This is a genomic window from Tsukamurella ocularis (genome assembly GCF_024807615.1).
GTDB lineage: Bacteria > Actinomycetota > Actinomycetes > Mycobacteriales > Mycobacteriaceae > Tsukamurella > Tsukamurella ocularis.
In genome coordinates, this window is the sequence record NZ_JANUCJ010000003.1 from 616,362 (window position 1) to 642,492 (window position 26,131).

At 70.9% G+C, this 26,131-nt stretch carries 28 protein-coding genes; 13 read left to right on the top strand and 15 right to left on the bottom strand.

The genetic code is table 11. The annotated features are described in order from the left end of the window. Window positions 1-10 precede the first annotated feature (10 nt). A complete protein-coding gene (locus HNP44_RS14495; protein WP_259141716.1) occupies window positions 11-244 on the top strand; it encodes a hypothetical protein in 234 nt (77 codons plus the stop codon). Between the two features lie 38 nt (window positions 245-282). Here HNP44_RS14495 and HNP44_RS14500 read toward each other — a convergent pair whose 3' ends face one another. Together HNP44_RS14500 and HNP44_RS14505 are read right to left on the bottom strand one after the other, a co-directional pair. Next, window positions 283-765: a GNAT family N-acetyltransferase gene (locus HNP44_RS14500; protein WP_259141717.1), complete on the bottom strand. Its 483-nt coding sequence runs from the start codon at window positions 763-765 to the stop codon at window positions 283-285. 99 nt (window positions 766-864) lie between these two features. After that, window positions 865-2,622 carry an HNH endonuclease signature motif containing protein gene (locus HNP44_RS14505; RefSeq protein ID WP_259141718.1) on the bottom strand — a complete coding sequence of 586 codons (1,758 nt, stop codon included), beginning with the start codon at window positions 2,620-2,622 and terminating at the stop codon, window positions 865-867. A 139-nt stretch (window positions 2,623-2,761) separates the two neighbouring features. Here HNP44_RS14505 and HNP44_RS14510 point away from each other — a divergent pair, with 139 nt between their 5' ends. The 3 genes from HNP44_RS14510 to HNP44_RS14520 all read left to right on the top strand — a co-directional run bounded on the left by HNP44_RS14510 (window position 2,762) and on the right by HNP44_RS14520 (window position 4,946). Then, window positions 2,762-3,346 carry a DinB family protein gene (locus tag HNP44_RS14510; protein WP_259141719.1) on the top strand — a complete coding sequence of 195 codons (585 nt, stop codon included), beginning with the start codon at window positions 2,762-2,764 and terminating at the stop codon, window positions 3,344-3,346. 75 nt (window positions 3,347-3,421) lie between these two features. Then, window positions 3,422-3,946, top strand: a complete 525-nt coding sequence (locus HNP44_RS14515) for a MerR family transcriptional regulator (protein ID WP_259141720.1) — start codon at window positions 3,422-3,424, stop codon at window positions 3,944-3,946. Window position 3,947: 1 nt separating this feature from the next. Further along, window positions 3,948-4,946, top strand: coding sequence for an aldo/keto reductase (locus HNP44_RS14520; RefSeq protein WP_259141721.1), 999 nt, complete (start codon window positions 3,948-3,950; stop codon window positions 4,944-4,946). 107 nt (window positions 4,947-5,053) lie between these two features. Here HNP44_RS14520 and HNP44_RS14525 read toward each other — a convergent pair whose 3' ends face one another. Continuing rightward, window positions 5,054-6,181, bottom strand: coding sequence for a YbfB/YjiJ family MFS transporter (locus HNP44_RS14525; protein WP_259141722.1), 1,128 nt, complete (start codon window positions 6,179-6,181; stop codon window positions 5,054-5,056). A gap of 9 nt (window positions 6,182-6,190) precedes the next feature. Then, window positions 6,191-7,546 (bottom strand): MFS transporter, encoded by a 1,356-nt coding sequence (locus HNP44_RS14530; protein WP_259141723.1) that lies wholly within the window; start codon window positions 7,544-7,546, stop codon window positions 6,191-6,193. A gap of 87 nt (window positions 7,547-7,633) precedes the next feature. Between HNP44_RS14530 and HNP44_RS14535 the strand changes: the two genes are divergently transcribed. Further along, window positions 7,634-8,293 carry a TetR/AcrR family transcriptional regulator gene (locus HNP44_RS14535; RefSeq protein ID WP_259141724.1) on the top strand — a complete coding sequence of 220 codons (660 nt, stop codon included), beginning with the start codon at window positions 7,634-7,636 and terminating at the stop codon, window positions 8,291-8,293. Window positions 8,294-8,337: 44 nt separating this feature from the next. Here HNP44_RS14535 and nagB read toward each other — a convergent pair whose 3' ends face one another. Then, window positions 8,338-9,117, bottom strand: a complete 780-nt coding sequence (gene nagB, locus HNP44_RS14540) for a glucosamine-6-phosphate deaminase (RefSeq protein WP_259141725.1) — start codon at window positions 9,115-9,117, stop codon at window positions 8,338-8,340. Between the two features lie 66 nt (window positions 9,118-9,183). Continuing rightward, window positions 9,184-9,684, bottom strand: a complete 501-nt coding sequence (locus HNP44_RS14545; protein ID WP_259141726.1) for a hypothetical protein — start codon at window positions 9,682-9,684, stop codon at window positions 9,184-9,186. A gap of 139 nt (window positions 9,685-9,823) precedes the next feature. Here HNP44_RS14545 and HNP44_RS14550 point away from each other — a divergent pair, with 139 nt between their 5' ends. Further along, the gene (locus HNP44_RS14550) at window positions 9,824-11,311 is read left to right on the top strand and encodes an MFS transporter (protein WP_259141728.1); all 1,488 of its coding nucleotides are present in this window, start codon (window positions 9,824-9,826) and stop codon (window positions 11,309-11,311) included. On the opposite strand, the gene HNP44_RS14555 is transcribed toward HNP44_RS14550, so the two are convergent. From HNP44_RS14555 to HNP44_RS14565, 3 genes are read right to left on the bottom strand one after another with little or no spacing between them, the layout of a single operon-like run. Then, the gene (locus HNP44_RS14555) at window positions 11,259-11,765 is read right to left on the bottom strand and encodes a type III secretion system chaperone family protein (protein ID WP_374758792.1); all 507 of its coding nucleotides are present in this window, start codon (window positions 11,763-11,765) and stop codon (window positions 11,259-11,261) included. The genes HNP44_RS14550 and HNP44_RS14555 overlap by 53 nt on opposite strands. Before the next feature lie 5 nt (window positions 11,766-11,770). Beyond that, window positions 11,771-13,084: a D-inositol-3-phosphate glycosyltransferase gene (mshA, locus tag HNP44_RS14560; protein ID WP_259141730.1), complete on the bottom strand. Its 1,314-nt coding sequence runs from the start codon at window positions 13,082-13,084 to the stop codon at window positions 11,771-11,773. Window positions 13,085-13,108: 24 nt separating this feature from the next. Then, window positions 13,109-13,963 (bottom strand): alpha/beta fold hydrolase, encoded by an 855-nt coding sequence (locus tag HNP44_RS14565; RefSeq protein ID WP_259141731.1) that lies wholly within the window; start codon window positions 13,961-13,963, stop codon window positions 13,109-13,111. A gap of 170 nt (window positions 13,964-14,133) precedes the next feature. Between HNP44_RS14565 and HNP44_RS14570 the strand changes: the two genes are divergently transcribed. Then, window positions 14,134-15,105, top strand: coding sequence for a pirin family protein (locus HNP44_RS14570; protein WP_259141732.1), 972 nt, complete (start codon window positions 14,134-14,136; stop codon window positions 15,103-15,105). 22 nt (window positions 15,106-15,127) lie between these two features. Here HNP44_RS14570 and HNP44_RS14575 read toward each other — a convergent pair whose 3' ends face one another. The 3 genes from HNP44_RS14575 to HNP44_RS14585 form a co-directional block, all read right to left on the bottom strand. Further along, on the bottom strand, window positions 15,128-15,856 hold the full coding sequence (locus HNP44_RS14575) for a DUF305 domain-containing protein (RefSeq protein WP_259141733.1): 729 nt from the start codon (window positions 15,854-15,856) through the stop codon (window positions 15,128-15,130). Then, on the bottom strand, window positions 15,853-17,406 hold the full coding sequence (locus HNP44_RS14580; protein WP_259141734.1) for an LVIVD repeat-containing protein: 1,554 nt from the start codon (window positions 17,404-17,406) through the stop codon (window positions 15,853-15,855). Before HNP44_RS14580 ends, HNP44_RS14575 begins: the two co-directional genes overlap by 4 nt. A 143-nt stretch (window positions 17,407-17,549) precedes the next feature. Further along, window positions 17,550-18,122 (bottom strand): PadR family transcriptional regulator, encoded by a 573-nt coding sequence (locus HNP44_RS14585; RefSeq protein WP_259141735.1) that lies wholly within the window; start codon window positions 18,120-18,122, stop codon window positions 17,550-17,552. 70 nt (window positions 18,123-18,192) lie between these two features. Here HNP44_RS14585 and HNP44_RS14590 point away from each other — a divergent pair, with 70 nt between their 5' ends. The 5 genes from HNP44_RS14590 (at window position 18,193) to HNP44_RS14610 (ending at window position 22,022) form a co-directional block, all read left to right on the top strand. Further along, window positions 18,193-18,612, top strand: a complete 420-nt coding sequence (locus HNP44_RS14590; protein ID WP_259141736.1) for a nuclear transport factor 2 family protein — start codon at window positions 18,193-18,195, stop codon at window positions 18,610-18,612. A gap of 107 nt (window positions 18,613-18,719) precedes the next feature. Next, a complete protein-coding gene (locus tag HNP44_RS14595) occupies window positions 18,720-19,616 on the top strand; it encodes a metal ABC transporter solute-binding protein, Zn/Mn family (protein WP_259141737.1) in 897 nt (298 codons plus the stop codon). Next, entirely contained in the window at window positions 19,562-20,368 is an 807-nt protein-coding gene (locus tag HNP44_RS14600) for a metal ABC transporter ATP-binding protein (protein WP_259141738.1), read from the top strand. Before HNP44_RS14595 ends, HNP44_RS14600 begins: the two co-directional genes overlap by 55 nt. Next, window positions 20,368-21,270, top strand: coding sequence for a metal ABC transporter permease (locus HNP44_RS14605; protein ID WP_259141739.1), 903 nt, complete (start codon window positions 20,368-20,370; stop codon window positions 21,268-21,270). The genes HNP44_RS14600 and HNP44_RS14605 overlap by 1 nt, the downstream gene beginning before the upstream one ends. Continuing rightward, window positions 21,267-22,022, top strand: coding sequence for a LamB/YcsF family protein (locus HNP44_RS14610; protein WP_259141740.1), 756 nt, complete (start codon window positions 21,267-21,269; stop codon window positions 22,020-22,022). The genes HNP44_RS14605 and HNP44_RS14610 overlap by 4 nt, the downstream gene beginning before the upstream one ends. 4 nt (window positions 22,023-22,026) lie before the next feature. Here the strand turns inward: HNP44_RS14610 and HNP44_RS14615 are convergent, their stop codons facing one another. From HNP44_RS14615 to cysS, 3 genes are read right to left on the bottom strand one after another with little or no spacing between them, the layout of a single operon-like run. Continuing rightward, window positions 22,027-22,632 carry a TetR/AcrR family transcriptional regulator gene (locus tag HNP44_RS14615; RefSeq protein WP_259141741.1) on the bottom strand — a complete coding sequence of 202 codons (606 nt, stop codon included), beginning with the start codon at window positions 22,630-22,632 and terminating at the stop codon, window positions 22,027-22,029. Window positions 22,633-22,657: 25 nt separating this feature from the next. Then, window positions 22,658-23,623, bottom strand: a complete 966-nt coding sequence (gene rlmB, locus HNP44_RS14620; RefSeq protein WP_259141742.1) for a 23S rRNA (guanosine(2251)-2'-O)-methyltransferase RlmB — start codon at window positions 23,621-23,623, stop codon at window positions 22,658-22,660. Between the two features lie 11 nt (window positions 23,624-23,634). Next, on the bottom strand, window positions 23,635-25,041 hold the full coding sequence (gene cysS / locus HNP44_RS14625; RefSeq protein ID WP_259141743.1) for a cysteine--tRNA ligase: 1,407 nt from the start codon (window positions 25,039-25,041) through the stop codon (window positions 23,635-23,637). 85 nt (window positions 25,042-25,126) lie between these two features. Here cysS and rarD point away from each other — a divergent pair, with 85 nt between their 5' ends. After that, window positions 25,127-26,050 carry an EamA family transporter RarD gene (gene rarD / locus HNP44_RS14630; protein ID WP_259141744.1) on the top strand — a complete coding sequence of 308 codons (924 nt, stop codon included), beginning with the start codon at window positions 25,127-25,129 and terminating at the stop codon, window positions 26,048-26,050. Window positions 26,051-26,131 lie beyond the last annotated feature (81 nt).

Here is a 26,131-nt window from a genome sequence, read left to right on the forward strand (position 1 = left end):
TACTGAATACATGGATGCAGGCGCCGCAGTCATCATCGTCTTCGCCATCGCGGTCACGATCGTTCCCATCATCCTCATGGTCGTCGTGCGCCGCCGACAGAAGCGCGGTGAGTGGTCGGGCGGATTCACCCTCGGCTTCCGCAAGTGGACGCTCGGTGAAGAGGACGAGTGGGGAAACGTGCCGCCGGCCAGTCACCACATCGGCAGCAGTCACCACGAACGTCCAACCACCCGCAGGCACTGACGCCCCTGCGTCGTCGAGTCACTGCGGAAGCACTGCCGCTACTGCGGCGTGATCACCGCGTACAGGTGATGATCGCGACGCTCGCCACGCACGACTTTGAGGGAACGGAGGGTTCCCTCCCGGGCCATCCCGATTTTCTCCAGCACCCGGGCCGATGCCGCGTTGTCCACGTCGCACGTCGCTGCGATTCGCACGAGCCCGAGCCGTTCACGCCCGATGTCGATCAGCATCCTCGCCGCCTCGGTCGCGTAACCGTTACCCCACACATGAGGGGCCAATGAGTACCCCATCTCCCCGATCATGTTCGCCGAATCGGTCTCCCACACTGCGGCGCTGCCGACGACCTCGCCCCGCACGATCACAGCGAGGTGGTAGGCGTTCGCCGACGGTGTCATTCGCTCCATGAGGAAACGGTGCGTATCAACGGGGCTGTTCGGCCCCCAGGTCATGAACTCGCACACGCGCAGATCAGAAGCGAAGGCATGGACGGCAGCGAAGTCATCTGGCGAGAACCAGCCCAAACTAACCCGCTCCCCGCTCGCGACCACGTATCTCTGCCCTACTGCGCCCATACCTGACTGCCTACCAGATCGTGTAACCCACACAGGGGCATAGATCGCTCAGAAGGGCGGCGGCGCGAGGGGCTGCGTGTCGTCGTAGACCACCCCGGCAGCAAGCGCCTCGGCGCGCTCCCTCTCCCTGGCACGTTCCTCCGCCACGGCGCTGCGGTGTTCGCGGTGTTCCTCGCGCAGGAGCTGGTTCTCTGCGCGGAGGGCGCGGCGGGCTTTCGCGCGTCGTTTCGCGGCGGTGGCGAGCCCGTCGGGGTTCTTCGGCTTGGGTGGTGTCGGGTCGGGGGCGTCCCAGATGATCCGTTCGAGCCCCGGCAGGAGGTCACGGGCGGTGCCGGGTGGGACGGTGTGAACTCCTCCTGCGGGGTGCCGCCATTCGACGGTGCCATCCAGTAGAAGGTCGGAGAGCCATCCCGTCTCGGTCTTGATGCGGTGGTGGAAGCCACACAGCGGCACCAGGTTCCCTGGTGATCCACGGCCGGCGACGGTGGTGGCTCCGCCCTCGGTGGGATCGTGGTGATCGAACTCGGTGACGTGGTCGGCCTGGCAGCGATCGGAGGGCACGGTGCACCCGGGGAAGACACAGGTGGGGTAGGTCAGGCGCATCACCAGCAGCTGGTACCAGGTGGGCCGGTACCCGCCGGCGCCGCGGGCGTGGACCTCACCGGTGGCCGGGTCGCGGCGGCCCAGGACCCGCCACTGCGTCCGCGTGGCGGCGATCAGCTGCCTGGCCTGTTCGATAGTGACCGGGCCGGTCATGCCAGGATCCCCGGTCAGAACCACCGCACCGCGACTCGCATCAACACCTTTGTCGGGGTCGCCAGCGCCGGCCTCGGCATCGGGCTCGGGCGTGAACAGGCCAGGTTCGGACGAGGCCGCGTCCGCATCGGCAGCGTCCGGGGTGGCTATGACATCGGCGAGGTCCGATTCGTTGAGGACGATCACCGCCAGCGCTCGGATCTCTTGCGACACAGCCTCGGTCCGCGGGCGGAGCGTGCGCAGGTCGCACGATTCGGTGCCGCACATACAGCCCAGACTCTCGTAGCCCTCGGCCAAGGCGACGAGCGCGGCGACCTGGCGCTGCCCCACCGTCCTACCGTCGCCGCGGCACACCGACTGCACCACCGGACCAACCAGCGCCGACAGCCGCAACGCCTCCGACTTCGGCATCACCGCCTCCAGATCCACCAGCCCGTCCGCGCGGGCATGGAACTCGAGCCGTTCCCGCGGCGGAGTCGGCGGGGTTTCTCGCGCCGCCGCCGGGTCGAGCCGGGTCAGGACAGTCTTCGCAGCCTCCGTCGCCGCCCGCACCGAGAGCGACTGCCCACTGCGGGCGGCGAGCCAGGCCGTGATCCGCTCATCGAAAACCAGCGCGACCTGCTCATCGAGGACCGCGGCAGAGGACCGCAAGACCTCCCGCACCACCGCCGGACTCACCGAACCGGCTGCGAACAGTTCGAACAGACGCGGGCAGCGCTCCCGCAGATCCAACCCGCGATGCACCGCCGAACCCGCTGCCGTCCGACCGGCGCCCAGAGCCGCCCCGACCTCGGCGACCAACTCGTCCCAGTCATCAACGAACCTGCGCGAGGACTCCTCCCGCACACGCCGCGCGTCATCGCGCAGCTCGTAGAGCCTGGTCAGAACCGCCGACCGCTCCGCCTCCAACCGATTCTGCTCCACCGACAGCCGCCGCAACCGCGAAAGCGCTCCCGCCGCGCTGAGCCCGGACACCGCACCGTCGAACACCGCAGGCAGCGGCGTGACAACCCGCCTGCCCACCGTGAACGCGTCATCCGAATAGCTCATATCTTCTATTCTATGAAGTCATTTCGGACGATGATAGGTCTTGACACCACTTTTCTAGGGCGACATCGTGCACCGCCGATCCTTGTCAGTGGCGCACGGTTCACTGGGCTCATCCACACCATCAGCTAGGAGATCCTCAATGCCCTTCATGGCACCCTCGGCCGATTCCGAGCGGGCGGGCCTCCGCGGCTTCCTCGCGCAGCAGCTCGGCGGCCTGCGGCACACCGCGTTCGGTCTCACGGAGACGCAGATCCGCCTCTCCCCCACCCGCAGCACGCTCACCGTAGGCGGGCTGCTCAAGCACGTCACGCTCACCGTCAACGCCTGGTCCGCGCGCGCCGAAGCCGCGCCGGAGCTGTTCTCCGATCCCCGGCTGGACGCCATGGCCGAGGGCGATGACTTCCGGCTCGGCGAGGACGAGACGCTCGTGACTCTGCTCGCCGCCCACGACGCCGCGGCCGCGCGCGCCCTGGCCGTCGCGGACACCGCGGACCTCGATGCGGTCGCTCCCGCGCGCCCGGCATCGTGGTTCCCCGAGGGCTTCGAGGGGTGGACGGTGCGCTGGATCCTGCTCCACCTCATCGAGGAGGTCGCTCGTCACGCCGGCCACGCCGACATCCTCCGCGAGGAGATCGACGGCGCCACCGGATACCCACTCATCGCCGCGGCCGAGGGCATGGGCGACCTGGGCTTCGTCAGGCCCTGGACACCTGAGCGCGACTGACGCAGCACCGACGGATCAGGGCGCCTGCGAAACGGTGTTGACTTCGAGTGCGCTCGAAGGCTTAGCGTTGCTCACGTGGTCGCACACACGGAAGAACTCGCATCCATCGTCCGCTCCCGCGGACCGCTGCCCAATACCGCCGAGATCCTCGCCGGGCCGGCGCAGGAGGGCCCGCTCACCGTCGCCGAGATGGCGGATCTGGTGGGGGTCTCGGGCCACACGCTGCGCTACTACGAGCGGATCGGACTGGTCAGCGTCGACCGGGACGGCGCGGGCCACCGACGCTACGGCCCGCAGGCGATCGCGCGGGTCATCTTCCTGACTCGACTCCGCCTGTCCGGCATGCCGATCGCCGACATCACGGAGTACGTGCACCTCGTCGACGGCGGCGACGCCACGATCCCGGCCCGCCTGGCCCTGCTCACGGCGCACCGCGCCCGCACGGCCGCGCAGGTCGAGGAGCTGCAGTACTCGCTCGCGGTCATCGACTACAAGATCGCCACCTACGGCGGCGGGCTCGGCGACTGCATCGCCGGGGCGCCTGCCGATACCGCGGCGGTCGGCACCGTCGCAGCCCACGAACTCGACCTGAAGGACTGACATGCTCTCCACTCGCACCCTCGGCGACCTGCGCGTCTCCGCCCTCGGCCTCGGCTGCATGGGCATGAGCCACGCCTACGGCTCGGCCGACCCCGACGAGGCCCGCGCGACCCTCGAAGCCGCCCTCGCCGCCGGCGTGACGCTCTACGACACCGCCGACATGTACGGCAACGGCGCCAACGAGGAGTTCCTCGCCCCCTTCGTACAGGCGCACCGCGACGAGATCGTGCTCGCCACCAAATTCGGCTTCGTCAACGACGAGAACGCCAAACCCGTCGGCCTCGACGGCCGCCCCGAGCGCGTGGCCGGCTGCGTCGACGGCTCGCTTCGCCGCCTCGGTGTCGATGTGATCGACCTCTACTACCTGCACCGCGTCGACCCGCAGGTGCCCGTCGAGGAGACCGTGGGCGCGATGGCCGACCAGGTTGCGGCGGGCAAGGTCCGCGCGCTGGGGCTGTCCGAGGCGACCGCGGAGGACATCCGCAAGGCGGCGGCCGTGCACCCGATCGCCGCGCTGCAGTCCGAGTACTCGATCTTCACCCGCGATGTCGAGGACGGGCCGCTGCAGGCCGCCCGCGAGGTCGGCGCCGGCCTGGTGCCGTTCAGCCCGCTCGGGCGGGGCCTGCTCACGGCGGACCGGAAGGCCGTCGCCGCAGCGCTGGGCAGCGACGACTTCCGCCAGTCGATCCCGCGCTGGCAGGGCGAGAACCTCGAGGCGAACCTGCGGCTCGTGGACCGGATCGACGCCATCGCCGCCGACCTCACCGCCGCCGGAGCGGGGGCCGACGGTGCCCCGGTGACCGCCGCGCAGGTCGCGCTCGCCTGGGTGTTGGCGCAGGGCGAGGACGTCGTGCCGATCCCGGGCACGACGCGACGCACGCACCTCGCGGACAACCTCGGTGCAGCCGCCGTCCCGCTCACCGCGGACCAGCTCGCCGAGCTGACCGCTCTCTCGGCCGTGGGCAGCCGCCTGCCGCAACGCACGCTGCAGCAGCGCTGACACTCGGCGGTCGGCCTTGCGGCGGGACTCGCTGTACCCGCTGAAATGTGTCCGCCAGCGGCGCAGACCTCGGATTCCGCGGGGTTCGCGCCGCTGGGCGGCACAGGTCAGCGGACGCTGGGGGTGGCGGCCCGATCCGGCGCGGTCCAGCGAGCGACCGCGGCCAGGACCGCCGAGGCGACGAGGACCCCACCGGCGGTGAGGAACGCCGCGTCGTAGCCGTCGCCGAGCATGGGCGCGACGACGAGCGGGCCCACGATCTGGCCGATGCCGTACCCCGCAGTCAGTACGGCGGCCGACCGGGGGATGCCGATCCGCGCGCCCGCCTCCATCGACAGTTGCACCGCGCCGATGAAGGTGCCGCCGAACAGCACCGCCGAGACGGCGGCCGCCGCCGGACCGTGGACCAGCGCGGGCAGCACCGCGGAGACCACCTGCAGCAGCAGCGCGATCACCAGCAGCGATTCCGCGGAGCGGTATCGCCGCAGCCGCGCCCAGATCAGCGGTGACACGGCGGCCGCGAAGCCGACGATCACCCACGCCGCGGGCCCCTCCCAGGGCCGCCCGCCAACCGCCACGGCCGCGACGAGGAAGGTGCCGAGCACGATGTAGCCGAGCCCCTCGAGGAAGTAGCTGATCCCGAGCGCCCACCCGGCCACGCCGGGCCGGGGCGCGGGGGCACCGTCGGGCACGGCCGACGGTGCCCCGCCCGGCTGGAGCCGCCACGCGCACAGCCCGAACACCGCGGTCGCCACCGCGGCCACCCACCACAGGACCTGCCAGCCGACCACCTCCCCCAGCGCGACGACCAGCACGCCCGAGGCCGCGATCCCGACGCCCACGCCGCAGAAGGCGACGCCCGCCGCCGCGGTCCCGGCAACCGCGCCTGCGCAGTAGACGAAGACGACGGCGCTGGCGAGCCCGGCGATCAGCCGCACCCCGGACCACAGCGGCACGCTCACGGCCAGCACCATCGCCACTTCGCTGGCGACGAGCGCGACCAGCGAGGCGCGCAGCAGTCCCCGGCTGCGGGCCAGCCGCGGCCAGACCGCCAGCGCCAGGGCGCCGAGGAAGTAGCCGAAGTAGTTGAACGTGGCGACCACGGCGGTGGAGCCGGGCGAGATGCCGGCCTGCTCCTGCATGAGTGGCAGAATCGGCGTGTAAACGAACCGGCCGAGACCCATCGCCGCCGCGAGCCCGGCCAGGGCACCGAAGCCGAGCTGCCGCGTATTCACTACGCCATTCTAACGAGCAGGCGAATCCTGCTTCGCGGGCAGGAGGAGCGCGAGGGCGAAGGCGGCCGCCACCAGGCCGGCGCTCACCAGCAGCGCGGAACGGTAGCCGGGGAGGACGGCGCCGTCGCTGTTCATCGCGGCGGACACGGTGACCAGTATCGCGAGCCCCAGAGCGCCGCCCACCTGCCGGAACGTGTTGAGCGCACCCGAGACCATGCCCGCGGCCGCGGGCACGACCGCCGCGGTCGCGACGTTGGGTAGCGGCAGGAAGACCATGCCGATGCCCACCGAGGTGACCAGCGACGGGATGAGCACCGCCGTGAGGAAGCCGCCGTCCGCAGGGAGCGGCGCGAAGAGCAGGAAGCCGACGGTCGCCAGCGCGGTGCCGATCGCCACCACCCGGCGGGCGCCGATCCTCGGCACGAGGCGCGACGCGACCTGCACCGCGACGACGATGCCGAAGGAGAAGGGCAGGAACATCAGTCCGGTCTTCGTCGCCGAATAGCCCAGGCCCATCTGCAGGTACAGCGAGACGAAGTAGAAGGCGCCGAACTGTCCCGCGACCACGAAGGCGAAGACCAGGCACGGGATCAGGACCTCGCGCCGGCCGAGCACACGGAAGTCGAGCAGCGGCAACGTCGTTCGCCGCTCGACCGCGACGAAGGCCACGAGCAGCACCGCGGCGACGGCGAACCAGCCCAGCGTGCGCGCGCTGCCCCAGCCGTTGTCGGTGGCCGCGACGATCCCGTAGGCGAGCACCGTCAGGCCCGCGGTGGCGAACGCGCCGCCGGCCCAATCGGTGCGACGGTCCGCCCCCTCCACCGGCCCGGGAGCTGCATAGGTCATCGCCAGACCGAGCGCGGAGACCACCGCCCCGCACGCGATGACGGTGCGCCAGCCGAAGGCGTCGGTGAGGACGCCGGAGAGCACCACGCCCACGGCGCCGCCGACCGACGCGCCGATCGCGATGGCCGCGAAGCCCTTCGCGCGCTGTGCGGGCTCGCGGAAGGTGAGCGCCACGGAGGTGATCGCCGCGGGCGCGATCGCGGCGGCGCCGACGCCCTGCAGCACGCGCACAGCGATCACCTGCCACGGCTCGTGGCACAGGTACGCCGCCAGGGAGGCGACGGTGAACAGCGCGAAGCCGAAGCGCAGCAGCGCCCGTGGACCGAACCGGTCGGAGAGCCGGCCGGCCAGGAGGAGCAGCCCGCCGAAGACGATCGCGTACGCGTTGACCACCCACGACAGGCCCTGCGGGGTGAAGTGCACGTCGTCCCGGATCGCTCGGAGCGCGACGTTGGTGACGGAGGCGTCGAAGGCGACGAGGAACTGGGAGAGCGCGGCGAGGAGAAGCGCCGCCCGCACCCGAGGCTTTTGTGTATCTAGTAACATAAATTGGAAGGGTAACCTCAGTTTCGAGCACCCACAAGTCCCCTCCGCCAGAATGTGGGCATGCGTCAGATCACGCCGCGCCGCGGCCGCCCGCCCAGCATCACGCGGGAGAGGATCGTCGAGCGGGCCCTCGTCGTGCTCGACGAGGCCGGCGTCGACGGCCTCACGATGAAGTCGCTCGCCGGCGACCTGGGCGTGACCACCATGGCCCTGTACCGGCACGTCGACGACAAGGAGAACCTGCTCGCGCTGGCGCTCGACGCGATCGCGGAGCCCTTCGCGGCGATCGCCTTCCCCGACGAGCCACGCGCCTGCATCCGGATGGCGATGACGACCCTCTACGAGTCGCTCACGGCGCACCCGTGGGTGCCGGAGGCGCTGATCCGGCCGCAGCGCGTCGGCCGCGGCGCCCTGCTGCTGACGGACGCCGTCATGGGCGCGGCGTACGAGCTCACCGGCGACCGCGCCGCCGCACTCGCCGCCTACCGCGCGCTGTGGAGCCTGACCCTGGGCAGCGTGCTCTCGCACCTGCGACAGCGAGCGGAGGGGACGCCGCTCACGCACGAGCGCATGGACGAGATCGTCGGCACACTGCCGCGCGACGCGGTACCGAACCTGCGCGCGAGCGCCGAGCTCGACGGGACGCCTTCCACCGTCGACGATTTCGCCACGAGCCTCGCGGCGCTGACGGCGGGCCTGTTCGGGCCCGAGGAGGCCTGAGGAGGCCTGAGGAGGCCTGAGGAGGCCTGAGGAGGCCTGAGCGACTAGAAGGGCTGGTTCGCCGGCTTGTTGGCGAGCACGTGCACGTAGTAGTCCTTCAGCCGGAGCCGCGACGCGGCGGCCTCGTCGATGACGACCGTGACATGCGGGTGGAACTGGAGCACGGACGCGGGGTTGATCGCGGCGACGGGCCCCTCGACGGTGGCGGCGATCGCCTCGGCCTTGCCCTTACCCGTGGCGAGCAGCAGCAGGTGCTCCGCCTCGGAGATGGTGCCGAGGCCCTGCGTCAGAACGTGGATCGGCACCTCGTCGATCGACGCGAAGAAGCGGGCGTTGTCCTCGCGGGTCTGCGTGGTGAGAGTCTTGATGCGGGTCCGCGAGGCCAGCGACGAGACCGGCTCGTTGAAGCCGATGTGGCCGTCGGTGCCGATGCCCAGCAGCTGCACGTCGACGCCGCCAGCGGCCTTGATCGCGTCCTCGTAGCGCTTCGCCTCGGCGGCGATGTCGGCGGCGGTGCCGTCCGGCCCCTCGACCTTGGCGTCCGGGATGTCGACGTGCGAGGTGAACTCCTTGCGGATCACCTCGCGATAGCTCTCGGGGTGCCCCGTCGGCAGCCCGACGTACTCGTCGAGGTTGAAGGAGACGCAGTCCGCGAAGCTCAGCCCCTCGTCGCGGTGGCGGCGGATGAGCTCCTGATAGGTGGCGAGCGGGGTGGACCCGGTGGCCAGCCCCAGCACCGCGGGACCGCGGCGCACGTGCTCGGCCACAATGTCGGCGGCGGTGACTGCGACGGCGGCGGGAGTCGGGCGGATCACGATTTCCATGCGGCCATCCTAAGACGCGCGACCGTGGAATACCCGCAGATCAGCCAAACTGGTAATAACCACAACTCAGGCCCCGCGAGCGCGCCCCCGCAGACCCCCGATGAACAGCACCAGGCCGGGTCCGCCGACGAGCAGGGCGAAACCGAAGGCGCCGAAGATCCCGCCGAGCAGCCTCGGCATGTCGGGCCGCTTCCCGAGCACGACCTCGGTGTAGCCGGGCGTCGACGGGCACGTCGCCGTGACCGCGCCGGTGCCCGTGTCGAAGACGCGCAGCTCCATCCGGTTCTCCACCGTGACGCCGCCGGAGACCTCGCGCAACGGAATCGGCGCGTCGTCGGGCCCGGCCAGCACGCACGACGGTGCCCCCTCCTTGGTCCGCGTGGCCGCGAGGACCGCATACTCGGCGCCGGCGGGCAGCGCGACGGCGTGCGGCGCACCGTCGAGGGGGACGGACTGCGCGTCGAGCCGGAACTGCGGCAGCGTGAGCGTGAGGATCAACAGGATCGGCATCACTACCGCGGCGAAGATCATCGCCGCGCCGGCGCGGAGCTTCGTCGTGGGGTTCACACCCCGACCCTAGGGCGGAAAGCCCGATTCATGGCGGTTCGCGGCCCCGCATTAATGCACGTCACAGTATCCCCGGCCGGGGTGACGCTCGCCGCATCCGATTGCGTGCAGTTGTATTCTGCAACTATCGTCGGGCGGCATGACAGACATGCTCCGAAAGACCCGAACCGGGGCTCCCTCGGATGGAATTCTCATCGCCGTCCTGTGCCTCGGCGGACTCCTCGCCTCCCTGATGCAGTCGCTGGTGGTTCCGCTCGTCGGGCAGCTGCCGCACCTACTGGACACCTCCGCCGACAACGCCTCGTGGGTCATCACCTCCACGCTGCTGGCCTCGTCGGTCGCGATGCCGATCGCCGGCCGCCTCGGTGACATGTACGGCAAGCGACTCATCCTGCTCACCAGCCTGCTCAGCCTCATCGCGGGCTCGCTGATCTGCGCTCTCTCGCACACGCTGCTGCTCACCGTCGTGGGTCGCTCGTTCCAGGGCTTCGCGATGGGCCTGGTGCCCGTGGGCATCTCGCTCATGCGCGACGAGCTGCACGCGAAGAAGATCCCCGGCGCCGTCGCGCTCATGTCTGCGATGCTCGGCGTGGGCGGCGCGATCGGTATCCCGTTCGGCGCCTACATCTCCGAGCACTTCGACTACCACACGCTGTTCTGGTTCTCGCTCGCGCTGGGCGTCATCACGCTCGGCCTGGTGTACGTGGTGGTCCCGGAATCACCGAACCTCAGCCCCGGCAAGTTCGACGTGGTCGGCACCGTCGGCCTCAGCGTCGGCCTGGTCTCCGTGCTGCTCTCGATCACCAAGGGGCAGAGCTGGGGCTGGACCTCGGCGGCCACTATCGGCTGCGCCGCCGGCGGCGTGCTCGTCCTGCTGGCCTGGGGTTGGTGGGAGCTGCGCACCCGCGAATCCCTGGTGGACCTGCGGATCTCGGCCCGCCGCCCGATCCTGCTGACCAACCTCGCCTCGATCATGGTCGGCTTCGCGATGTTCTCGCTCATGCTGACGATGCCGCAGCTGCTGCAGATCCCCGAGGCCACCGGCTACGGCCTGGGCCTGACCATGCTGAACGCGGGCCTGTGGATGGTGCCCGGCGGCCTGGTCATGATGGCGCTCTCCCCCGTCTCGGCGCTGCTCACCAAGCGGATCGGCGCGCGCCTGACGCTCGCGATCGGCGCCGCCATGTCGGCCATCGGCTACTTCGCGCTGCTCGGCCTCACGGACGCGACGTGGAAGATGTCGCTCGGCTCGATGATCGTCTTCGGCGGTGTGGGCGTGGCCTATTCAGCGATGCCCGCGCTCATCATGGGCAACGTCCCGGAGACCGAATCCGCCGCCGCGAACGGCCTCAACTCGCTCATGCGCTCCATGGGCACCGCGGTCGCCTCGGCGGTGATGGCGACGGTACTCACCCGCACCACGATCACCCTGGGCGCGGGCACCCCGCGCGCCGTGGAGCTGCCCGCGGAGTCGGCGTTCACCAGCACCTTCGTGATCGCCGGTGTCGTCGCCGCGGTCGCCGCCGCGGTCGCCCTGGCCATCCCGCGGGCCCGAACCGAAAAGACGGGAACCGCTACTGCGGAAGATCTTCCGGAAACTCCGGCAGTAGGTGCTCGAAGGGCTTGAGGTTCCACAGTGGTTCGCCGCGGGAGACTCGCCAGTCGAACTCGCGGCGGATCGCGGTGGAGAAGCCCATCTCCAGCAGGATGTTGAAATCGCCGTCGGCGGCCTCGAGCACCTGCCCGAGGATCCGGTCCAACTCGTCCTCGGTGAGCTCGGCGAACTTGCCGGTGAGGTAGATGTCGCCGGCCTTGTCGAGCGTGTACGCCACCCCGTACAGGCGCCGATTGCGCTGCAGCAGATAGCGGTACACGCCCTCGAAGTTCTCGTCGACATGCCGGCAGACGAAGGCCTCCACCCGCGCGCCGTGCGTGCCCAGCGTGAGCAGAGTCGTGGTCTTCAGCTTCTTCTCGCCGGGCAGCTCAATCACGAAGTGGGCGGCGTCCTTGCCCGACTCCTCCTTGCGCGTGAACTCCAGTTCACGCTCGGCGAGCGCCGCCTCGATCTGCTCAGGCGTCATCGTGGTCATACCCGCGCTCCTGTTCTGCGTCGCCGGCGGCGCACCGTCTGCGCCGCCTCGCTCCGCGCCAGCATCGCCTTCCCGTAGCTCTCCAGCAAACCGTCGGCCGTGCGCGCCCAGGAGAACTGCCGGGCGTGGGCGGCGGCACCGTCGGAAAGCCGCTGCCGCAGCGTGGGATCCGCGGTGATCTCGTCGAGCACGGCGGTCCACACCTGGGGCTCGTGGCCGTCGACGAGGCGGCCCGAGAGACCGTCGGCGACGGCGACCGGTAGGCCGCCGACCTTCGCGGCCACGACGGGCGTGCCGCACGCCTGCGCCTCGACGGCGACGAGGCCGAAGGACTCGGAGTAGCTCGGCACGACGACCACGTCGGAGGCGCGGTAGACCTCTGCGAGCCCCGCGGGCGGGCGCGGCGGGCCGAATGTGACCGCCGGCTCGATGCCGAGCTCGCGGGCCAGCGCGATCAGCGCGTCCGGGCGCTCCAGTCCCGTGCCCGACGGTCCTCCGATCACCAGCAGGCGGATGCGTCGCTCGGGGTGCGCGTGGATCAGCGGAGCGGCGGCGCGGAGCAGCAGGTCCGGAGCCTTGTGCGGCTGGATGCGGCCGACGAAGGTGAGCACCAGCTCGTCGGGCGCGATGCCGAGCTCGGCGCGCGCGGCGGCCCCGTCGCCGGGGGTGTAGGTGTTCAGGTCGGCGCCCGGGTAGACCACGTCGATGCGGCCGGGCGGCACGTCGTGGATCCGCGCGAGCTGGCCGGCCTCGACCTCGGTGTTGACGATGAGCCGGTCGGCCTCGTCGGAGACCTGCTGCTCGCCGATGAGCCGGGCCTGCGGTTCCGCGGTGTCGCCGACCGCGAGGGCGTCGTTCTTCACCGCGGCGAGGGTGTGGGCGGTGTGCACCAGCGGCACGCCCCAGCGGTCGCGCGCGAGCCAGCCGACCTGGCCCGAGAGCCAGTAGTGCGAGTGGATGAGGTCGAAGTAGCCGGGCTCCTCGCGGGCCTCGGCGCGCTGCACGCCCGCGGCGAAGGCACACAGCTGCGCGGGCAGATCCGTCTTGTCCAGGCCCTCAAACGGCCCAGCGACGATGTTGCGCACGCGGATGCCGGGCGCGGCCTCGACGATCGGCTGGTCGGCCGAGGCGGTGGCGCGAGTGAAGATCTCGACCTCGATGCCGCGCTTCGCGAGCTCGAGGGAGGTCTGCCAGATGTAGACGTTCATCCCGCCGGCGTCGCCCGTCCCGGGCTGGGCCAGCGGCGACGTGTGCACCGACAGCACCGCGATCCGGCGCGGCACGGGGGCCGCGGACTTCCCAGTAGGCACGCCGTCCAGCTTAACCCCGGCCGTTCAGCGCGCCAGTTCGAGGAGTTCGCGGGCGCTACGGGCCGGGTCGACCACGAAGGGCGCGTGCCCGCCGCCGTCCCACCAGGACAGGGTCGCGTTCGGCAGGATCCGGGCGTGATGCTCGGCGGTCGACGGCGCCACCACCTCGTCGTCCCGGCCGTGCTGCACCAGGACCGGAAAGATCCAGGTAACGAGGTCGGCGTCGTGGTCGACGGTGCGCCGGAACAGCCCGCCGCGGACGGCCGGGGGCGTGGACAGCGCGATGCCGAACTGTTGCTGAGCGACGGGGCCGAGCGCATCCTGGTCGAAGCCGTGCGGCAGCATCCGCAGCTTGGCAAGGGCGGTGATGGCCTTGCCCGCGTGCGCGGATAGGGCGGCGGGCAGCGCGGCGTTCATAGAGGCGCCGGTGATACCGCCGGGGAACGGGCCGGTCTCCTTCGAGCCGCCGATCGAGGTGATGGCGCCGATGAGGCCGACGGCCTTGACGCCGTCCGTGCCGTGGGTCGCGAGGTGGTCCGCGATGATCAGGCCGCCGTAGGACCATCCGACGAGGATGACCTCGGTGAGGCCGAGGTCGCGGCGGATCACCGCGAGGTCGTCGGCGAAGCGCTCCGTGGAGTAGGGATGCTCGGAGTCCGGGACGGAGCTGCGGCCGTGGCCGCGGTTGTCCACTGCCACCACGCGATGCCCGGCGGCGGTGAGTTCGCCGAGGAACGCCGCGCCCCACGAGTCCGAGCTCGCCGACCAGCCGTGGACCAGCAGGAACGCCGGCTTCGCCGGGTCGGCTCCATCCGCATGATCGGCGTAGAAGATCTCCGTGCCGTCGTACGAGACGGCCAAGCCCACTGATCGAGTCACGGCTCCGAGCGTATCCGTCGAGAAATCAGCCGATTTCCGCGCCACACCGGATATGCGCGCCGCCACGCGAGAATCGCCCGGTTCCTAGACGGACGAACCCGCGGGAATTAATCGGACTGCGGTCCGGTTGATGGTAGTGTCAGCGTCACCAGCCAATCGAGGAGGACGACATGCCCGCCGTCACCGCAGACACCCTGACCCTGCCCCGCATCGCCGCGGCGGCACCGTCGGACACCGAGCGCCCTGTCCGGAAGATCACCACCGGCCCCCGCGGCCACGAGGGCGAGGGCTTCCCCGTCGTCCGTGCCTTCGCCGGCGTGCACCCGCGCGACCTGGACCCGTTCATCCACATGGACCAGATGGGCGAGGTCGAGTACGAGCCCGGCGAGCCGAAGGGCACGAGCTGGCACCCGCACCGCGGCTTCGAGACCGTGACCTACATGATCGACGGCCTGTTCCAGCATCAGGACAGCCACGGCGGCGGCGGACTGATCCAGGACGGCGCCACCCAGTGGATGACCGCCGGCTCCGGCATCCTGCACATCGAGACCCCGCCGGCCGAGCTGGTCGAATCGGGCGGCACCTTCCACGGCATCCAGCTGTGGGTGAACCTCCCCAAGTCGGAGAAGTTCACGACGCCCGCCTACCAGAATCTCGAGGGCGGCCAGACCACGCTCGTCACCACCCCGGACGGCGGCGCGCTGATCCGCGTCGTCGCGGGAGAGGTAGACGGGCACGCCGGCCCCGGCTCCACCCGCACGCCGATCAACTTCGTCCACGCGACCATCGCGCCCGGCGCCGAGGCCTCGCTGCCATGGAACCGCGACTTCAACGCGCTGGTCTACGTGCTGAGCGGGAAGGGCACCGTCGGGCCCGTGGGACACCCGATTCACCAGGGCCAGCTCGCGCAGCTCGGCCCCGGCGACCGGATCACCGTGGCCGCCGACGAGTCGCAGGACTCGCACCGGCCCGCGATGGAGGTGCTGATCCTGGGCGGCCGACCGATCCGCGAGACCGTGGCGCAGTACGGCCCGTTCGTGATGAACACCAAGGCCGAGCTGATCCAGGCGCTCGAGGACTACAACGCCGGCAAGTTCGGCGTGATCCCGCCCGACGCGCTCATGCCGCACGTCGTGCGCTGACCGGGCCTACGCTCGGCCGGCATCAGGGGTAGGGCAGCGAGGTCGCGTTTCGCACGGTGAGCTGGATCAACATCATGCTGATCTCGTCGGACTGCTCTTTGACCATCGCCGTCGCGCGCTGCCGGACCGCCGGCGCGTCGCCCCGCCGCTGGCCGTACGCGGCCATGTCGACCCCGCCCTGGTGGTGGCGGAGCATCAGCTGGAGGAACAAGATCTCCTGCTGCACCCCCGGGGTGTTGGTGAGCGCGGTGAGTTCCTCGCTCGTCGCCATCCCGGGCATGGCGTGCTGCACCGTCGGCGCGGCCGACACCGAGCTCGACGTCGTTGCGGGCATCGCGTGACCAGCGTGCCCGCCCGACGCGCTCGAGGTCGACGGCGCTGCCGACTCGTCGGTCATCCAGGCCATCGGGTGCGGGTTCTGCAGCGGCTGCCCCACCACCTCGAGCCAGCCCATGAGCACGCCGATCTCCCTGCTCTGCGAGAGCTGGATCTGCGTCGCGATACCCCGCACGTCCGCGCTGAGGTCGGGCCCCAGCAGCTCGACCATCTGCAACGCCTGCTGGTGATGGGCGAGCATGTCCTGCGCGAAGCCGATGTCGGCGGCGCTGAGCCGCTGGGGGCCGCCCGGCTCCTGCGCGGGCTGTACCGACTGGGAGCCCTTCCCGACCAGTACGCCGATCACGACCGCGAGGGCGATCGCCAGCACCGCGGCGGCCGCGCGCACCGACCGCCGTTCCGTGAAGTCCGTCATCGCGGCGAGTACACCTTCGGGTCGATGCGCAGCCGCAGGAAGCCGTTGTCCATGCAGCTGACCATGAGTTCGTTACCGCGGAACTCCGGCGGCGACATGCACCAGTCGGCCGAGAGATCCGCACCCAGGAGCCTGCTCTGGTCGTTGACGAGCCCGTTCACCGGCGCCTGCCCCTGCAGGATCGACCGGGCGATCGAGAGAGTTCCCATGATCGGCGGCGCGATGATGGAGCCGAGCAGGGCGTGCGTCGAGTTCGGCAGCTGGAGGTTCTTCCCCGTCTGGGCGGGCGGGTTGAAGTAGGCGATCTCCCGGATCCGGTCCGGGTCGCGGATGTCGAAGACGCGGATCCCGGACTGGATCCAGCCGCAGGCCAGGGCCGTGGGCTGCTCGGGCCGGTCGACGGTGCAGTAGTGCGCGTCGTAACCGAAGACGCCGTTCGAGGTGGCGCTCGACGCCCACTTCGTCGCGTTCTTCGGCAGGTTGATCTCGAGCTTGATCTGGTTGCGCAGCGTGAGATTCTTCAGATCGCTGAGACCGAGCAGCTTCACGCCGCCCGATCCGGCCTCGTCGACCACGTAGACGTACGGCTTTCCGCCATAGGTGACGTAGATGCTGTGTTGCGTGATGTTCCCGTCGAGCCAGAACATGCGCCCGACGTGCGGCACCGGTGCGGTGACGACGGTGCGCGGCTTGCGGTCCTGGATCGCCGAGACGTCGATGACCGTGATGCCGGCGAGCGTGGACGCGTAGAGCTGGCGACCGTCTGGCGAGAAGCCCACGCCGTGCCCGAAAATGCCGGTGATGCCGGACCAGACGACCATCGGATTTGCGGGGTCGGTGATGTCGACGGCACTGAGATGCCCGGCGAGCGGCCCCGACGCCCAGTAAGTCCTCCCGTCGGGCGAGAAGTCGCCCTCGTGCGTGGTGATCGGGATCGGCATCGCCAGGTTCGAGCCGGGGCCAGGATTGAGCAGGCGCGGATGGGCGCAGTCCGCCGCGACGTCGTAGATCGCCATATACCCGGCACCGACCAGCAGAGGCACCGATGTTCCGACCAGCAACCCCCGCTTCGCATTGACCTTGAGCGACTCCCAGGTCCCCGTCACCACGCCGAGCTCGTTGAGGACCGCCGTCTGCCTCGGGTTCTTCGGGTCGGAGTTGTCGACCACCCGCACGCCGGGGCCGCGGCCACCGGCGAAGTTCGTCGGGAAGGTCGTGGAGATGTACGAGCAGTTCTTGTAGCTCGGGCTGACGATGCCCGCACCGTCGCCCTGGTACTGGCCGACGAGGTCGATGTTGCAGTTGTAGCCCTGGGTGCTGCGCCGGTTCTTGCGGTCCCCGAGGGGGACGTCGCCCTGGATCCCCGTCTCGACACGGTCGCCGTCGCGGCAGTCAGCACGCGGAACCGCCTTGTCCCACCTGCCGGTCGTGGGGACGTACGACGGGTCGGCCTGCGCCGCGCCCGGCGCGCCGACCACCCCCACCGCCACGAGCAGGCCGGCCAGCAGGAAGCGCAGCAGGGCAGAGCCCCTGACATCCATGGTCCTCATGCGTCCTCCGCATTCCCGCAGTTCCCGGACTATCCGGCGCGGATGCGAAGCGCATGCACACCCCTACACGGGTTGGTCCTGCAGGCATCCTAAGGAACGGCGACCAGCCCGTCCGCTGAAACCGGAAAATGTCGAGCGCCGCGTCAACCGTGCGCGTCAGACGCGATCCGGGCGCGCAGCGCCGGCAGTGCCAGCTCCGCCCACGCGACGTTCTCCCGCTCGAAGGACAGCCCGCGCAGGAGCGTGAGATACGGGCCGCCGAGATGACGGTCGGCGAGCAGCTCGGCGCGCGTGCGGCCACCGAGCCAGGTGCGCTCGATCCGTTGGTAGTAGTCGAGCTTGGCCGCGGCGGCGGCGCGGAGCGCGCCCACGGCGTCGCACACGGCGGCCGGGTCGCCGACCTCGACGGCCTGCACCTGCACCATCAACTCGTCGCGGATCGCCGTCGCGCGCGGCGCGGTCGCGGTGAAGGCGGCGAGCTCGGCGCAGCCGTCGTCGGTGAGCCGGAAGACGCGTTTGTTCGGCCGTTTCTCCTGCTCGACGGTCCGCGCATCGATCGCTCCGTCGGACTCCATCCGTTCGAGCTCCCGGTAGAGCTGCTGCGGCGTGGCCACCCAGAAGTTGGCGCGGGCACCGTCGAACTCCTTGGAGAGGTCGTACCCGGAGGCCTCCCCCAGCACGAGGAGCGTGGATTCGATCGCGTGCCGCAGCGCCATGCCTTCCATTCTAGTCAATTAGTTGCCTATACTTGTGAGCACCTACTCAACAAATTTACTAGGAGATCCCATGCGTGAGTTCCGTGCCGCCGTCGAGGCCCGCGACGGCGGGGCCTTCGACGGCCTGCTCGCCGACGACGTGACGTTCACCAGCCCGGTCGCCTTCAAGCCCTACGAGGGCCGGCACATCACCGCGGCGATCCTGCGCGGCGTGCTGCGCGTTTTCGAGGACTTCCGCTACGTCCGCGAGATCAACGACGGCGACGATCATGCGCTCGTCTTCGAAGCCGCGGTCGACGGCAAGAAGATCACCGGCTGCGATTTCATCCACGTCAACGCCGAGGGCAAGATCGATGACTTCATGGTGATGGTCCGCCCGCTCTCCGCTGCGCAGGCCCTCGCGGCCGCCATGGGCGCGCAGTTCGGCGCCATCGCCGAGGAGGCCACTGCCACCGCGCAGGCCGAGGCCGCCGGAGCAACCGGGGCCTGACCTCACCGAATGGGCCGATACATGCACATTCGCCTATTCGACAGCGCAACCACGTCGCCGCTACTCTAAATGACAACGATTCCCATTGCTGTCAGAGGAGCTCGACCGTGCGCAACCGCCTTCGTCTCACCCGGGCCGCCGGCGCCGTCGCCGCCCTGGCCCTCGCGCTCACCGCGTGCGGGACGTCCTCCTCCGACTCCGGTGACGGCAAGCCCGCCGTCGTCGCGTCGACCGACGTCTACGGCGCGATCGCGACCGCCGTCGCGGGCGGCGATGCCACGGTGACCTCACTCTTCGCGAACCCGACGGGTGATCCGCACGAGTTCGAGCCCTCCGCGCAGGACACCCTCAAGGTCAAGAAGGCCGCGGTGCTGGTCTTCAACGGCGGTCACTACGACGCCTACATCGAGCAGGCCGCAGAGGGCGCCGCCGCCGCGAAGATCGACGCGGTCGCGCTGCAGGACCCGAAGGGCGAGAACGAGCACGTCTTCTACGACCTGCCCACCATGCAGAAGGTCGCGACCGCCGTCGCGAAGGCCCTCGCCGAGAAGGACGCCGCGCACCGCGAGGGCTACGAGAGCCGCGCCGCGGCCTTCTCCACGAAGCTCGACACGGTCATCGGCCAAGCCCGGGCCATCGGTCATGCCAACCCCGGCGCGAAGATCGCCGCGACCGAGCCCGTCGCCGGCTACCTGCTGACGCTCGCAGGCCTGACCGACGCCGCGCCCGCCCGTTACACCGCGGCCATCGAGTCGGGCACCGATCCCGCGCCCGCCGACATCGCCGCCGCGAACGCGCTGGTCAGCAGCCAGCAGGTGCGGGCAGTGGTGCTCAACGCCCAGACCGAGAGCCCCGTCACCGCCGCCCTAGCGAAGACTGCCGAGACCGCCGGCGTGCCGGTCGTCAAGGTCACCGAGTCGCTGCCCGCGGGCGTCGACGACTACATCGCATGGCAGGCGAGCAACGTCAAGGCGCTCTCCGACGCGCTCGCACCGCGCCCGTGAGCGCACCGTCAGACCCGGTGATCCGCCTGCGTGACGCCGGACTGCGTTACGGCGACCGCACTCTCTGGGACGGCCTCGACCTGGACATCGCGCCCGGCGAGTTCGTCGCCGTACTCGGCCCGAACGGCGCCGGCAAGACCTCGCTGCTGCGCATTCTGCTCGGCCAGAGCCATCTGTCCGCCGGCACCGTCGAGGTGAACGGCCGGATCGGCTACATCCCCCAGCAGCGCGCGCTCGACGGGGCCGTTCCCCTGCGCGGGCGCGACCTCGTGGGCCTGGGCTTCGACGGTGCCGCCTGGGGCCTCGGCCTGCGGAATCGCGCCGCCCGACGGTCCGCCGTCGACGAGGCGCTCCGGCAGGTCGACGCCGAGGCCTTCGCCGAGGCGCCCATCGGCTCGCTCTCCGGCGGCGAGCAGCAGCGGCTGCGGGTGGCGCAGGCCCTGGCCTCCGACCCGACGATCCTCCTGTGCGACGAGCCTCTGCTCTCGCTGGACCCGGGCAACCAGCAGCTGGCCGTCTCGCTCATCGAGCGCCGCCGCCGTGAGCACGACACGGCCGTGCTGTTCGTGACGCACGAGATCAACCCCGTGCTCCCCTACTGCGACCGCGTCCTGTACCTGGTGGACGGGCGGTTCGAGGTGGGGCCGACCGCCGAGGTCATGACCTCCGAGCGGCTGACGCGGCTGTACCGCACCCCCGTCGACGTGCTGCACGTGCGCGACCGGCTGGTCGTGGTGGGAGGGGATCACTGATGGACCGGCTCGAGAACCTGACGAACTTCTCCCTCACCTGGGAGCTGCTCCAGCAGCCCTTCGTGCAGCAGGCGCTGCTCGCCGCGGCGCTCCTCGGCGTGCTGGCCGGGGTGATGGGCCCGCTCATCGTCTCGCGGCAGATGGCCTTCAGCGTGCACGGCACCTCCGAGCTGTCGCTCACCGGCGCCGCCTTCGCCCTACTCATGGGCTGGAGCGTGGGATCGGGCGCGCTGCTGGGCGCGCTCGTCGCGGGCCTGCTGTTCGGCCTGCTCGGCGTCTACGCCCGCGAGCGGGACTCGGTGATCGGCGTGATCATGGCCTTCGGCCTGGGCCTGTCGGTGCTGTTCCTGGCGCTGCACGAGGGCCGGCAGGGCACCGCGTTCGCGCTGCTCACCGGGCAGATCGTGGCCGTCGGGATGAGCGGCGTGACGCTCATGGCGATCACCACCGTCGTGGTGCTGCTGATCCTCGCGTTCATCTACCGGCCGCTGCTGTTCCTCTCGACCGACCCCGACGTGGCCGCCGCGCACGGCGTCCCCGTGAAGACGCTGTCGGTGGTCTTCGCGATGCTCGTCGGCGCCGCCGCCGCGCAGGGTGTGCAGATCGTCGGGGCGCTGCTGGTGATGAGCCTGCTCATCACGCCGGCCGCCGCGGCCGCGCGGGTCACCAGTTCCCCCGGCAAGGCGACGGTGCTCTCGCTGATCTTCGCGTTGGTCTCCGCCGTCGGCGGCATCATCCTGTCGCTGGCCCCGGCGCTGCCCGTGTCGGTCTTCGTCACGTCGATCTCGTTCGTGATCTACCTGGTCTGCCGCCTGCTCGGGCAGCGCGGCCGCCGCGGCACCGTCGCCCTCGTCGACACTCCCGCGCACGACTGCCAGCACGCGCTACCGTCGAGGTCGTGAAAATCGACCTCAACGCCGACTGCGGCGAGTCCTTCGGCGCCTGGCGCCTCGGCGACGACGCCGCGCTGCTCGACGTGGTGACCTCGGCCAACGTCGCGTGCGGCTTCCACGCCGGTGACCCGACGACGCTGCGGGAGACCTGCGCTGCGGCGGTGGCCGCGGGGGTCGCGATCGGCGCCCAGGTGGGCTATGCGGACCTGCGCGGCTTCGGCCGCCGGCCCATGGACGTCCCCGCCGCCGACCTCACCGCCGACGTGATCTACCAGATCGGCGCACTGCAGGCGATCGCGCGAAGCGTCGGCGGCACCGTCGACTACGTCAAACCGCACGGCGCGCTCTACAACCGGATCGTCGCCGACGAGGCGCAGGCCGCGGCCGTCGTCGAGGGCGTGCTCGCAGCGGCGCCGGACCTACCGGTCCTCGGCCTTCCCGGTTCCGCCTTCCTCCGCCTCGCCGCCGGGCGTGGATTGCGGACGGTGCGCGAGGCCTTCGCCGACCGCGCCTACCTGCCCGACGGCGCCCTCGTCCCCCGCTCCCGCGAGGGCTCGGTGCTGCACGATCCCGACGAGATCGCCGCGCGTGTGCTGCGCATGGTCGGCGACGGCACGGTCGAGGCGATCGACGGCAGCGAGGTACAGCTCACCCCCGACTCCGTCTGCGTCCACGGTGACAACCCGTCGGCCGTCGCCGTCGCACGACGCCTGCGCACCGTGCTCGACGGTGCCGGCGTGACCATCGCGCGGTTCGCCTAGCGCCTCAGTCCGCGAATCGCTTCGGCGCGGTGGCGACGAGCCGGACGCAGTGGTCGACGAGCCGCTCGCGCGTGACGTCGAGCCGGCCGGCGATGTACTCGGTGAACAGCGTGGTCAACGCGCCGACGAGGCCCATGGCTACGAGCCGCCGGGTCGTCCCGTCGACCGAGCTGGGCATCGCGCCCGCGACCACGTCGAAGAAGCCCGGCATGCTGCCGAGGCCCCGCTCGGCGAGCGAGGGCTCGCGGTAGGGGCCGAGCAGCAGCACTCGCCCGATGTCCGGCCGGTCGATGACGAACTCGACGAACGCGGTGACCGCGCCCTCCGCGACCGCGGCCCGGCTGACCGTTCCGCCATCCGCGGAGGCGCTGGCGTCGCTGACGCCGCGCACCAGCGCGCCGTGCGCGCGGCTGCTGACGTCGTCGTAGACGGCATGCGCGAAGCCGTCGCGCGTGCCGAAGGCCTCGTAGAAGTAGCGCTCGGTGATGCTCGTGGAGCGACACACGGCCCGGACCCCGAGCGCCCCCGCCTCGGGGCCGCCGAGGAGCGCGATACCGGCGTCGAGCATCTGCCGACGCCGGCTCTCCTGTCGCTCCTCGAGTGAGGTCATTCGTTCAGGCTAACGCAGATGATCTTTACTGACGGCGCTGTCGCGCGAACTCGGCCAGCACGACGCCTGCGGCCACCGAGGCGTTGAGCGACTCCACCGACGAGGCGATGGGGATCGACAGGATCGAATCGCAGTTCTCACGCACCAGGCGTGAGAGGCCCTTGCCCTCGGAGCCGACGACCACGACCACGCCGGTGTCGGCGCGGTAGTCGTCGAGATCCACGTCGCCGCCCGCGTCGAGGCCGACGACCTGCAGGCCCGCCGCCGCATAGTCGGCGAGCGTGCGATTGAGATTCGGCGCCTGCGCGACGGGCAGCCGCGCCGCGGCACCGGCGGACGTGCGCCAGGTGACGGCGGTGACCGCCGCGGACCGTCGACCCGGGATGACCACGCCGTGCCCGCCGAACGCGGCGGTCGACCGGATGACGGCGCCCAGGTTGCGGGGGTCGGTGATGTTGTCGAGCGCGACGATGAGCGGTGCCTCGCCGCGGTCCTGCGCCCGGGTGAGGAGATCCTCCGGGTGCGCGTACTGGTACGGCGGCACCTGCAGGGCGACGCCCTGGTGCAGGCCGTTGTCGCTGAGCCGGTCCAGCTCGCCCTTCTGCACTTCGAGGATCGCAATGCCGGTGTCGGCCGCGATCTGCACGGACTCGGTGAGCCGCTCGTCGTTCTGCGAGCCGATCGCCACGTACAAGGCCGACGCGGGGACGCCCGCGCGCAGGCACTCGACGACGGGGTTGCGGCCGAGGACGTACTCGGGGCCGTCGTCGGCGGCGCGGCCGGCGACCTTCGGGCGGCGCTGCGGCGTGGTGGCCGCCTTCGCCGCGGCCCGCGCCTTCTTGTGCGCGGGGTGGTACGGGCGGTCCTTCGCGGCCGGCGTCGCGCCGCGCCCCTCGAGCCCACGGCGACGGACGCCGCCCGAGCCCTGGACCTGCCCCTTCTTGGTGCCCGCCTTGCGGACCGCGCCGCGGCGCTGCGAATTGCCTGCCATCAGTCCGCCTCCTACTTGTTCGTCTTCAGGGTCCAGGCGGAGCCGCCGGCACCGTCGGTCACGTCGATACCCGCGGCGTGCAGCCGGTCGCGTGACGCGTCGGCCTCCGCCCAGTTCTTCTCGGCTCGGGCGGCAGCGCGCCGCTCGAGCTCGGCCTGCACCAGCACGCCGAGGGCGTCCATGGCGTGGCCGTCGCCGGCATTCTCCGTGACCCAATGCGGGTCCAGCGGATCGACGCCGAGGATCGCCGTCATGGCCCGTACCGCGCCCGCGAGCCGCCGCGCCTCGTCGAGGTCCCCCGACTCCAGCGCCGCGTTCCCGGCCCGCACGGTGCCGTGGATCTCCGCCAATGCCGACGGTACGCCCAGATCGTCGTCGAGCGCGGCAGCGAAACCGTCGGTCCACTCGCCGACGGGCACCTCCCCCGCCCGCTCGACGGTGCGCCGCACGAAGGCCTCGATCCGGCCGTAGGCCGTCACGGCCTCGTCCAGGGCGCCCGCCGAGTACTCCTGCATCGAGCGGTAGTGCGCCGAGCCGAGGTAGTAGCGCAACTCGACGGCGCGGTACTGCGTGAGCAGGTTCGGGATCGAGACGACGTTGCCGAGCGACTTGCTCATCTTCTCGCCCGACATGGTGACCCAGCCGTTGTGCAGCCAGTAGTTCGCGAACGGATCGCCGGCGCCGTGCGCCTGCGCGATCTCGTTCTCGTGGTGCGGGAAGACCAAGTCCATGCCGCCGCAGTGGATGTCGAACTGCGCGCCCAGGTAGCTGGTGGCCATCGCGGAGCACTCGAGGTGCCAGCCCGGCCGGCCGTCGCCCCACGGCGAGGGCCAGCTGGGCTCACCCGGCTTCGCGGCCTTCCACAGCGTGAAGTCCAGCGGGTCGCGCTTGCCCTCGGCGAGCGTCTCCCCCTGCTGCACGTCGTCGACCTTCTGCCGGCTGAGCTCGCCGTACGTCGGGAGGCTGCGGACGGAGAAGTACACGTCGTTGCCCGTGCCCGACGGCGCGGCGTAGGCGTGGCCGCGCTCGATCATCCGCTCCATGTACGTGACCATCTGAGTGATGAACCCGGTGGCCCGCGGCTCCGCCGACGGCGGCAGCACGCCCAGGGCGTCGTAGGCGCGGGTGAACTCGCGCTCGTGCGTCGCGGCCCACTCCCACCAGGGACGACCCGCCTCGGCGGCCTTGCGCAGGATCTTGTCGTCGATGTCGGTCACATTGCGCACGAAGGCCACGTCGAGGCCCTTCGCGACCAGCCAGCGACGCAGCACGTCGAAGGCCACGCCGCTGCGGATGTGGCCGATGTGGGGAACGCCCTGGACCGTCGCGCCGCAGAGGTAGATGCCCGCCTTGCCGTCCACGAGGGGCACGAAGTCACGGACCTCGCGGGTCAGGGAGTCGTAAAGGCGCAGCGTCACGTCGATTGATTCTACGGGTCGCGGCGCGCGCGCCTCGCAGGTCAGGGGCTTCGACGGTGCGCGACCAAAAAGGTAGGATCATTCGGTGGCCGAACGTGACGTCTCCGAGGTGACCCGCGGCACCGCCATGGGCGTCGCCGCCTACCTGCTCTGGGGCCTGTTCCCGCTGTACTTCGACGCCCTCAGGCCCACCGGACCGTGGGAGATCCTGGCCCACCGCATCCTGTGGACGCTGGTGCTGTGCGGCGCCGCGCTACTGATCCTGCGCGACCTCGGCTGGATCCGGCCGGTACTACGGCAGCCGCGGCTGCTCGCCGGGGTGACGATCGCCGCGCTGCTGATCTCCACGAACTGGATCGTCTACATCATCGCGGTCACGTCGGGCCACACGTCGGATGCGGCGCTCGGCTACTTCCTCAACCCGCTGGTCACGGTGGCGCTCGGCGTCGTCGTGCTGCGCGAGCGGCTGCGGCCGCTGCAGTGGGTCGCGGTCGGCATCGGCGTCCTCGCGTTCGTCTACCTCGCGGTCGTGGCCGGGACGTTCCCCGTGACGGCGCTGGCGCTGGCCTTCTCGTTCGGCCTCTACGGGCTGGTGAAGAACAAGGTCGGCGTGCACCTGAACGCACTGCAAGGCCTGACGCTGGAGACCGCGATCCTGGCGCCGATCGCCGCGGCGGTGCTGGTGGGCATCGCGACGTGGGGCGGCGGGCTCGACTTCGCACGCCACGGTGCCGGCCACGCCGCACTGCTGGCCTTCGCCGGCGTCGCCACCGCGGTGCCGCTGCTGCTCTTCGCGGCGGCCGCGCGCCGGATCCCGCTCGTGACCGTCGGGCTGATCCAGTTCGCGACGCCGATCATGCAGCTGCTGTGCGCGGTGCTGTTCCTGGGCGAGCACGTCTCCCCCGAACGCTGGATCGGCTTCGGCATCGTCTGGGTCGCACTGCTCCTGCTCACGGTCGACACCGTGGTGACGCTGCGTCGCGCGCGGGCCGGCCGCCTCGCGGCGTAGCGGCACTGCATTGAGGGGGAGCCTGCGTTCCCCCGGGAGGCCTGGCGTTTCGCGGGGGAATCGGTGCGGCGCGGGGGATGG

Coding starts and splice junctions, on each gene's coding strand:
- HNP44_RS14495 (WP_259141716.1), top strand. CDS start 11: ATGGATGCAGGCGCCGCAGTCATCATCGTCTTCGCCATCGCGGTCACG.
- HNP44_RS14505 (WP_259141718.1), bottom strand. CDS start 2,622: ATGAGCTATTCGGATGACGCGTTCACGGTGGGCAGGCGGGTTGTCACG.
- HNP44_RS14510 (WP_259141719.1), top strand. CDS start 2,762: ATGCCCTTCATGGCACCCTCGGCCGATTCCGAGCGGGCGGGCCTCCGC.
- HNP44_RS14520 (WP_259141721.1), top strand. CDS start 3,948: ATGCTCTCCACTCGCACCCTCGGCGACCTGCGCGTCTCCGCCCTCGGC.
- HNP44_RS14535 (WP_259141724.1), top strand. CDS start 7,634: ATGCGTCAGATCACGCCGCGCCGCGGCCGCCCGCCCAGCATCACGCGG.
- nagB (WP_259141725.1), bottom strand. CDS start 9,117: ATGGAAATCGTGATCCGCCCGACTCCCGCCGCCGTCGCAGTCACCGCC.
- HNP44_RS14550 (WP_259141728.1), top strand. CDS start 9,824: ATGACAGACATGCTCCGAAAGACCCGAACCGGGGCTCCCTCGGATGGA.
- HNP44_RS14555 (WP_374758792.1), bottom strand. CDS start 11,765: ATGACGCCTGAGCAGATCGAGGCGGCGCTCGCCGAGCGTGAACTGGAG.
- HNP44_RS14570 (WP_259141732.1), top strand. CDS start 14,134: ATGCCCGCCGTCACCGCAGACACCCTGACCCTGCCCCGCATCGCCGCG.
- HNP44_RS14575 (WP_259141733.1), bottom strand. CDS start 15,856: ATGACGGACTTCACGGAACGGCGGTCGGTGCGCGCGGCCGCCGCGGTG.
- HNP44_RS14580 (WP_259141734.1), bottom strand. CDS start 17,406: ATGAGGACCATGGATGTCAGGGGCTCTGCCCTGCTGCGCTTCCTGCTG.
- HNP44_RS14585 (WP_259141735.1), bottom strand. CDS start 18,122: ATGGCGCTGCGGCACGCGATCGAATCCACGCTCCTCGTGCTGGGGGAG.
- HNP44_RS14590 (WP_259141736.1), top strand. CDS start 18,193: ATGCGTGAGTTCCGTGCCGCCGTCGAGGCCCGCGACGGCGGGGCCTTC.
- HNP44_RS14600 (WP_259141738.1), top strand. CDS start 19,562: ATGGCAGGCGAGCAACGTCAAGGCGCTCTCCGACGCGCTCGCACCGCG.
- HNP44_RS14605 (WP_259141739.1), top strand. CDS start 20,368: ATGGACCGGCTCGAGAACCTGACGAACTTCTCCCTCACCTGGGAGCTG.
- HNP44_RS14615 (WP_259141741.1), bottom strand. CDS start 22,632: ATGACCTCACTCGAGGAGCGACAGGAGAGCCGGCGTCGGCAGATGCTC.
- rlmB (WP_259141742.1), bottom strand. CDS start 23,623: ATGGCAGGCAATTCGCAGCGCCGCGGCGCGGTCCGCAAGGCGGGCACC.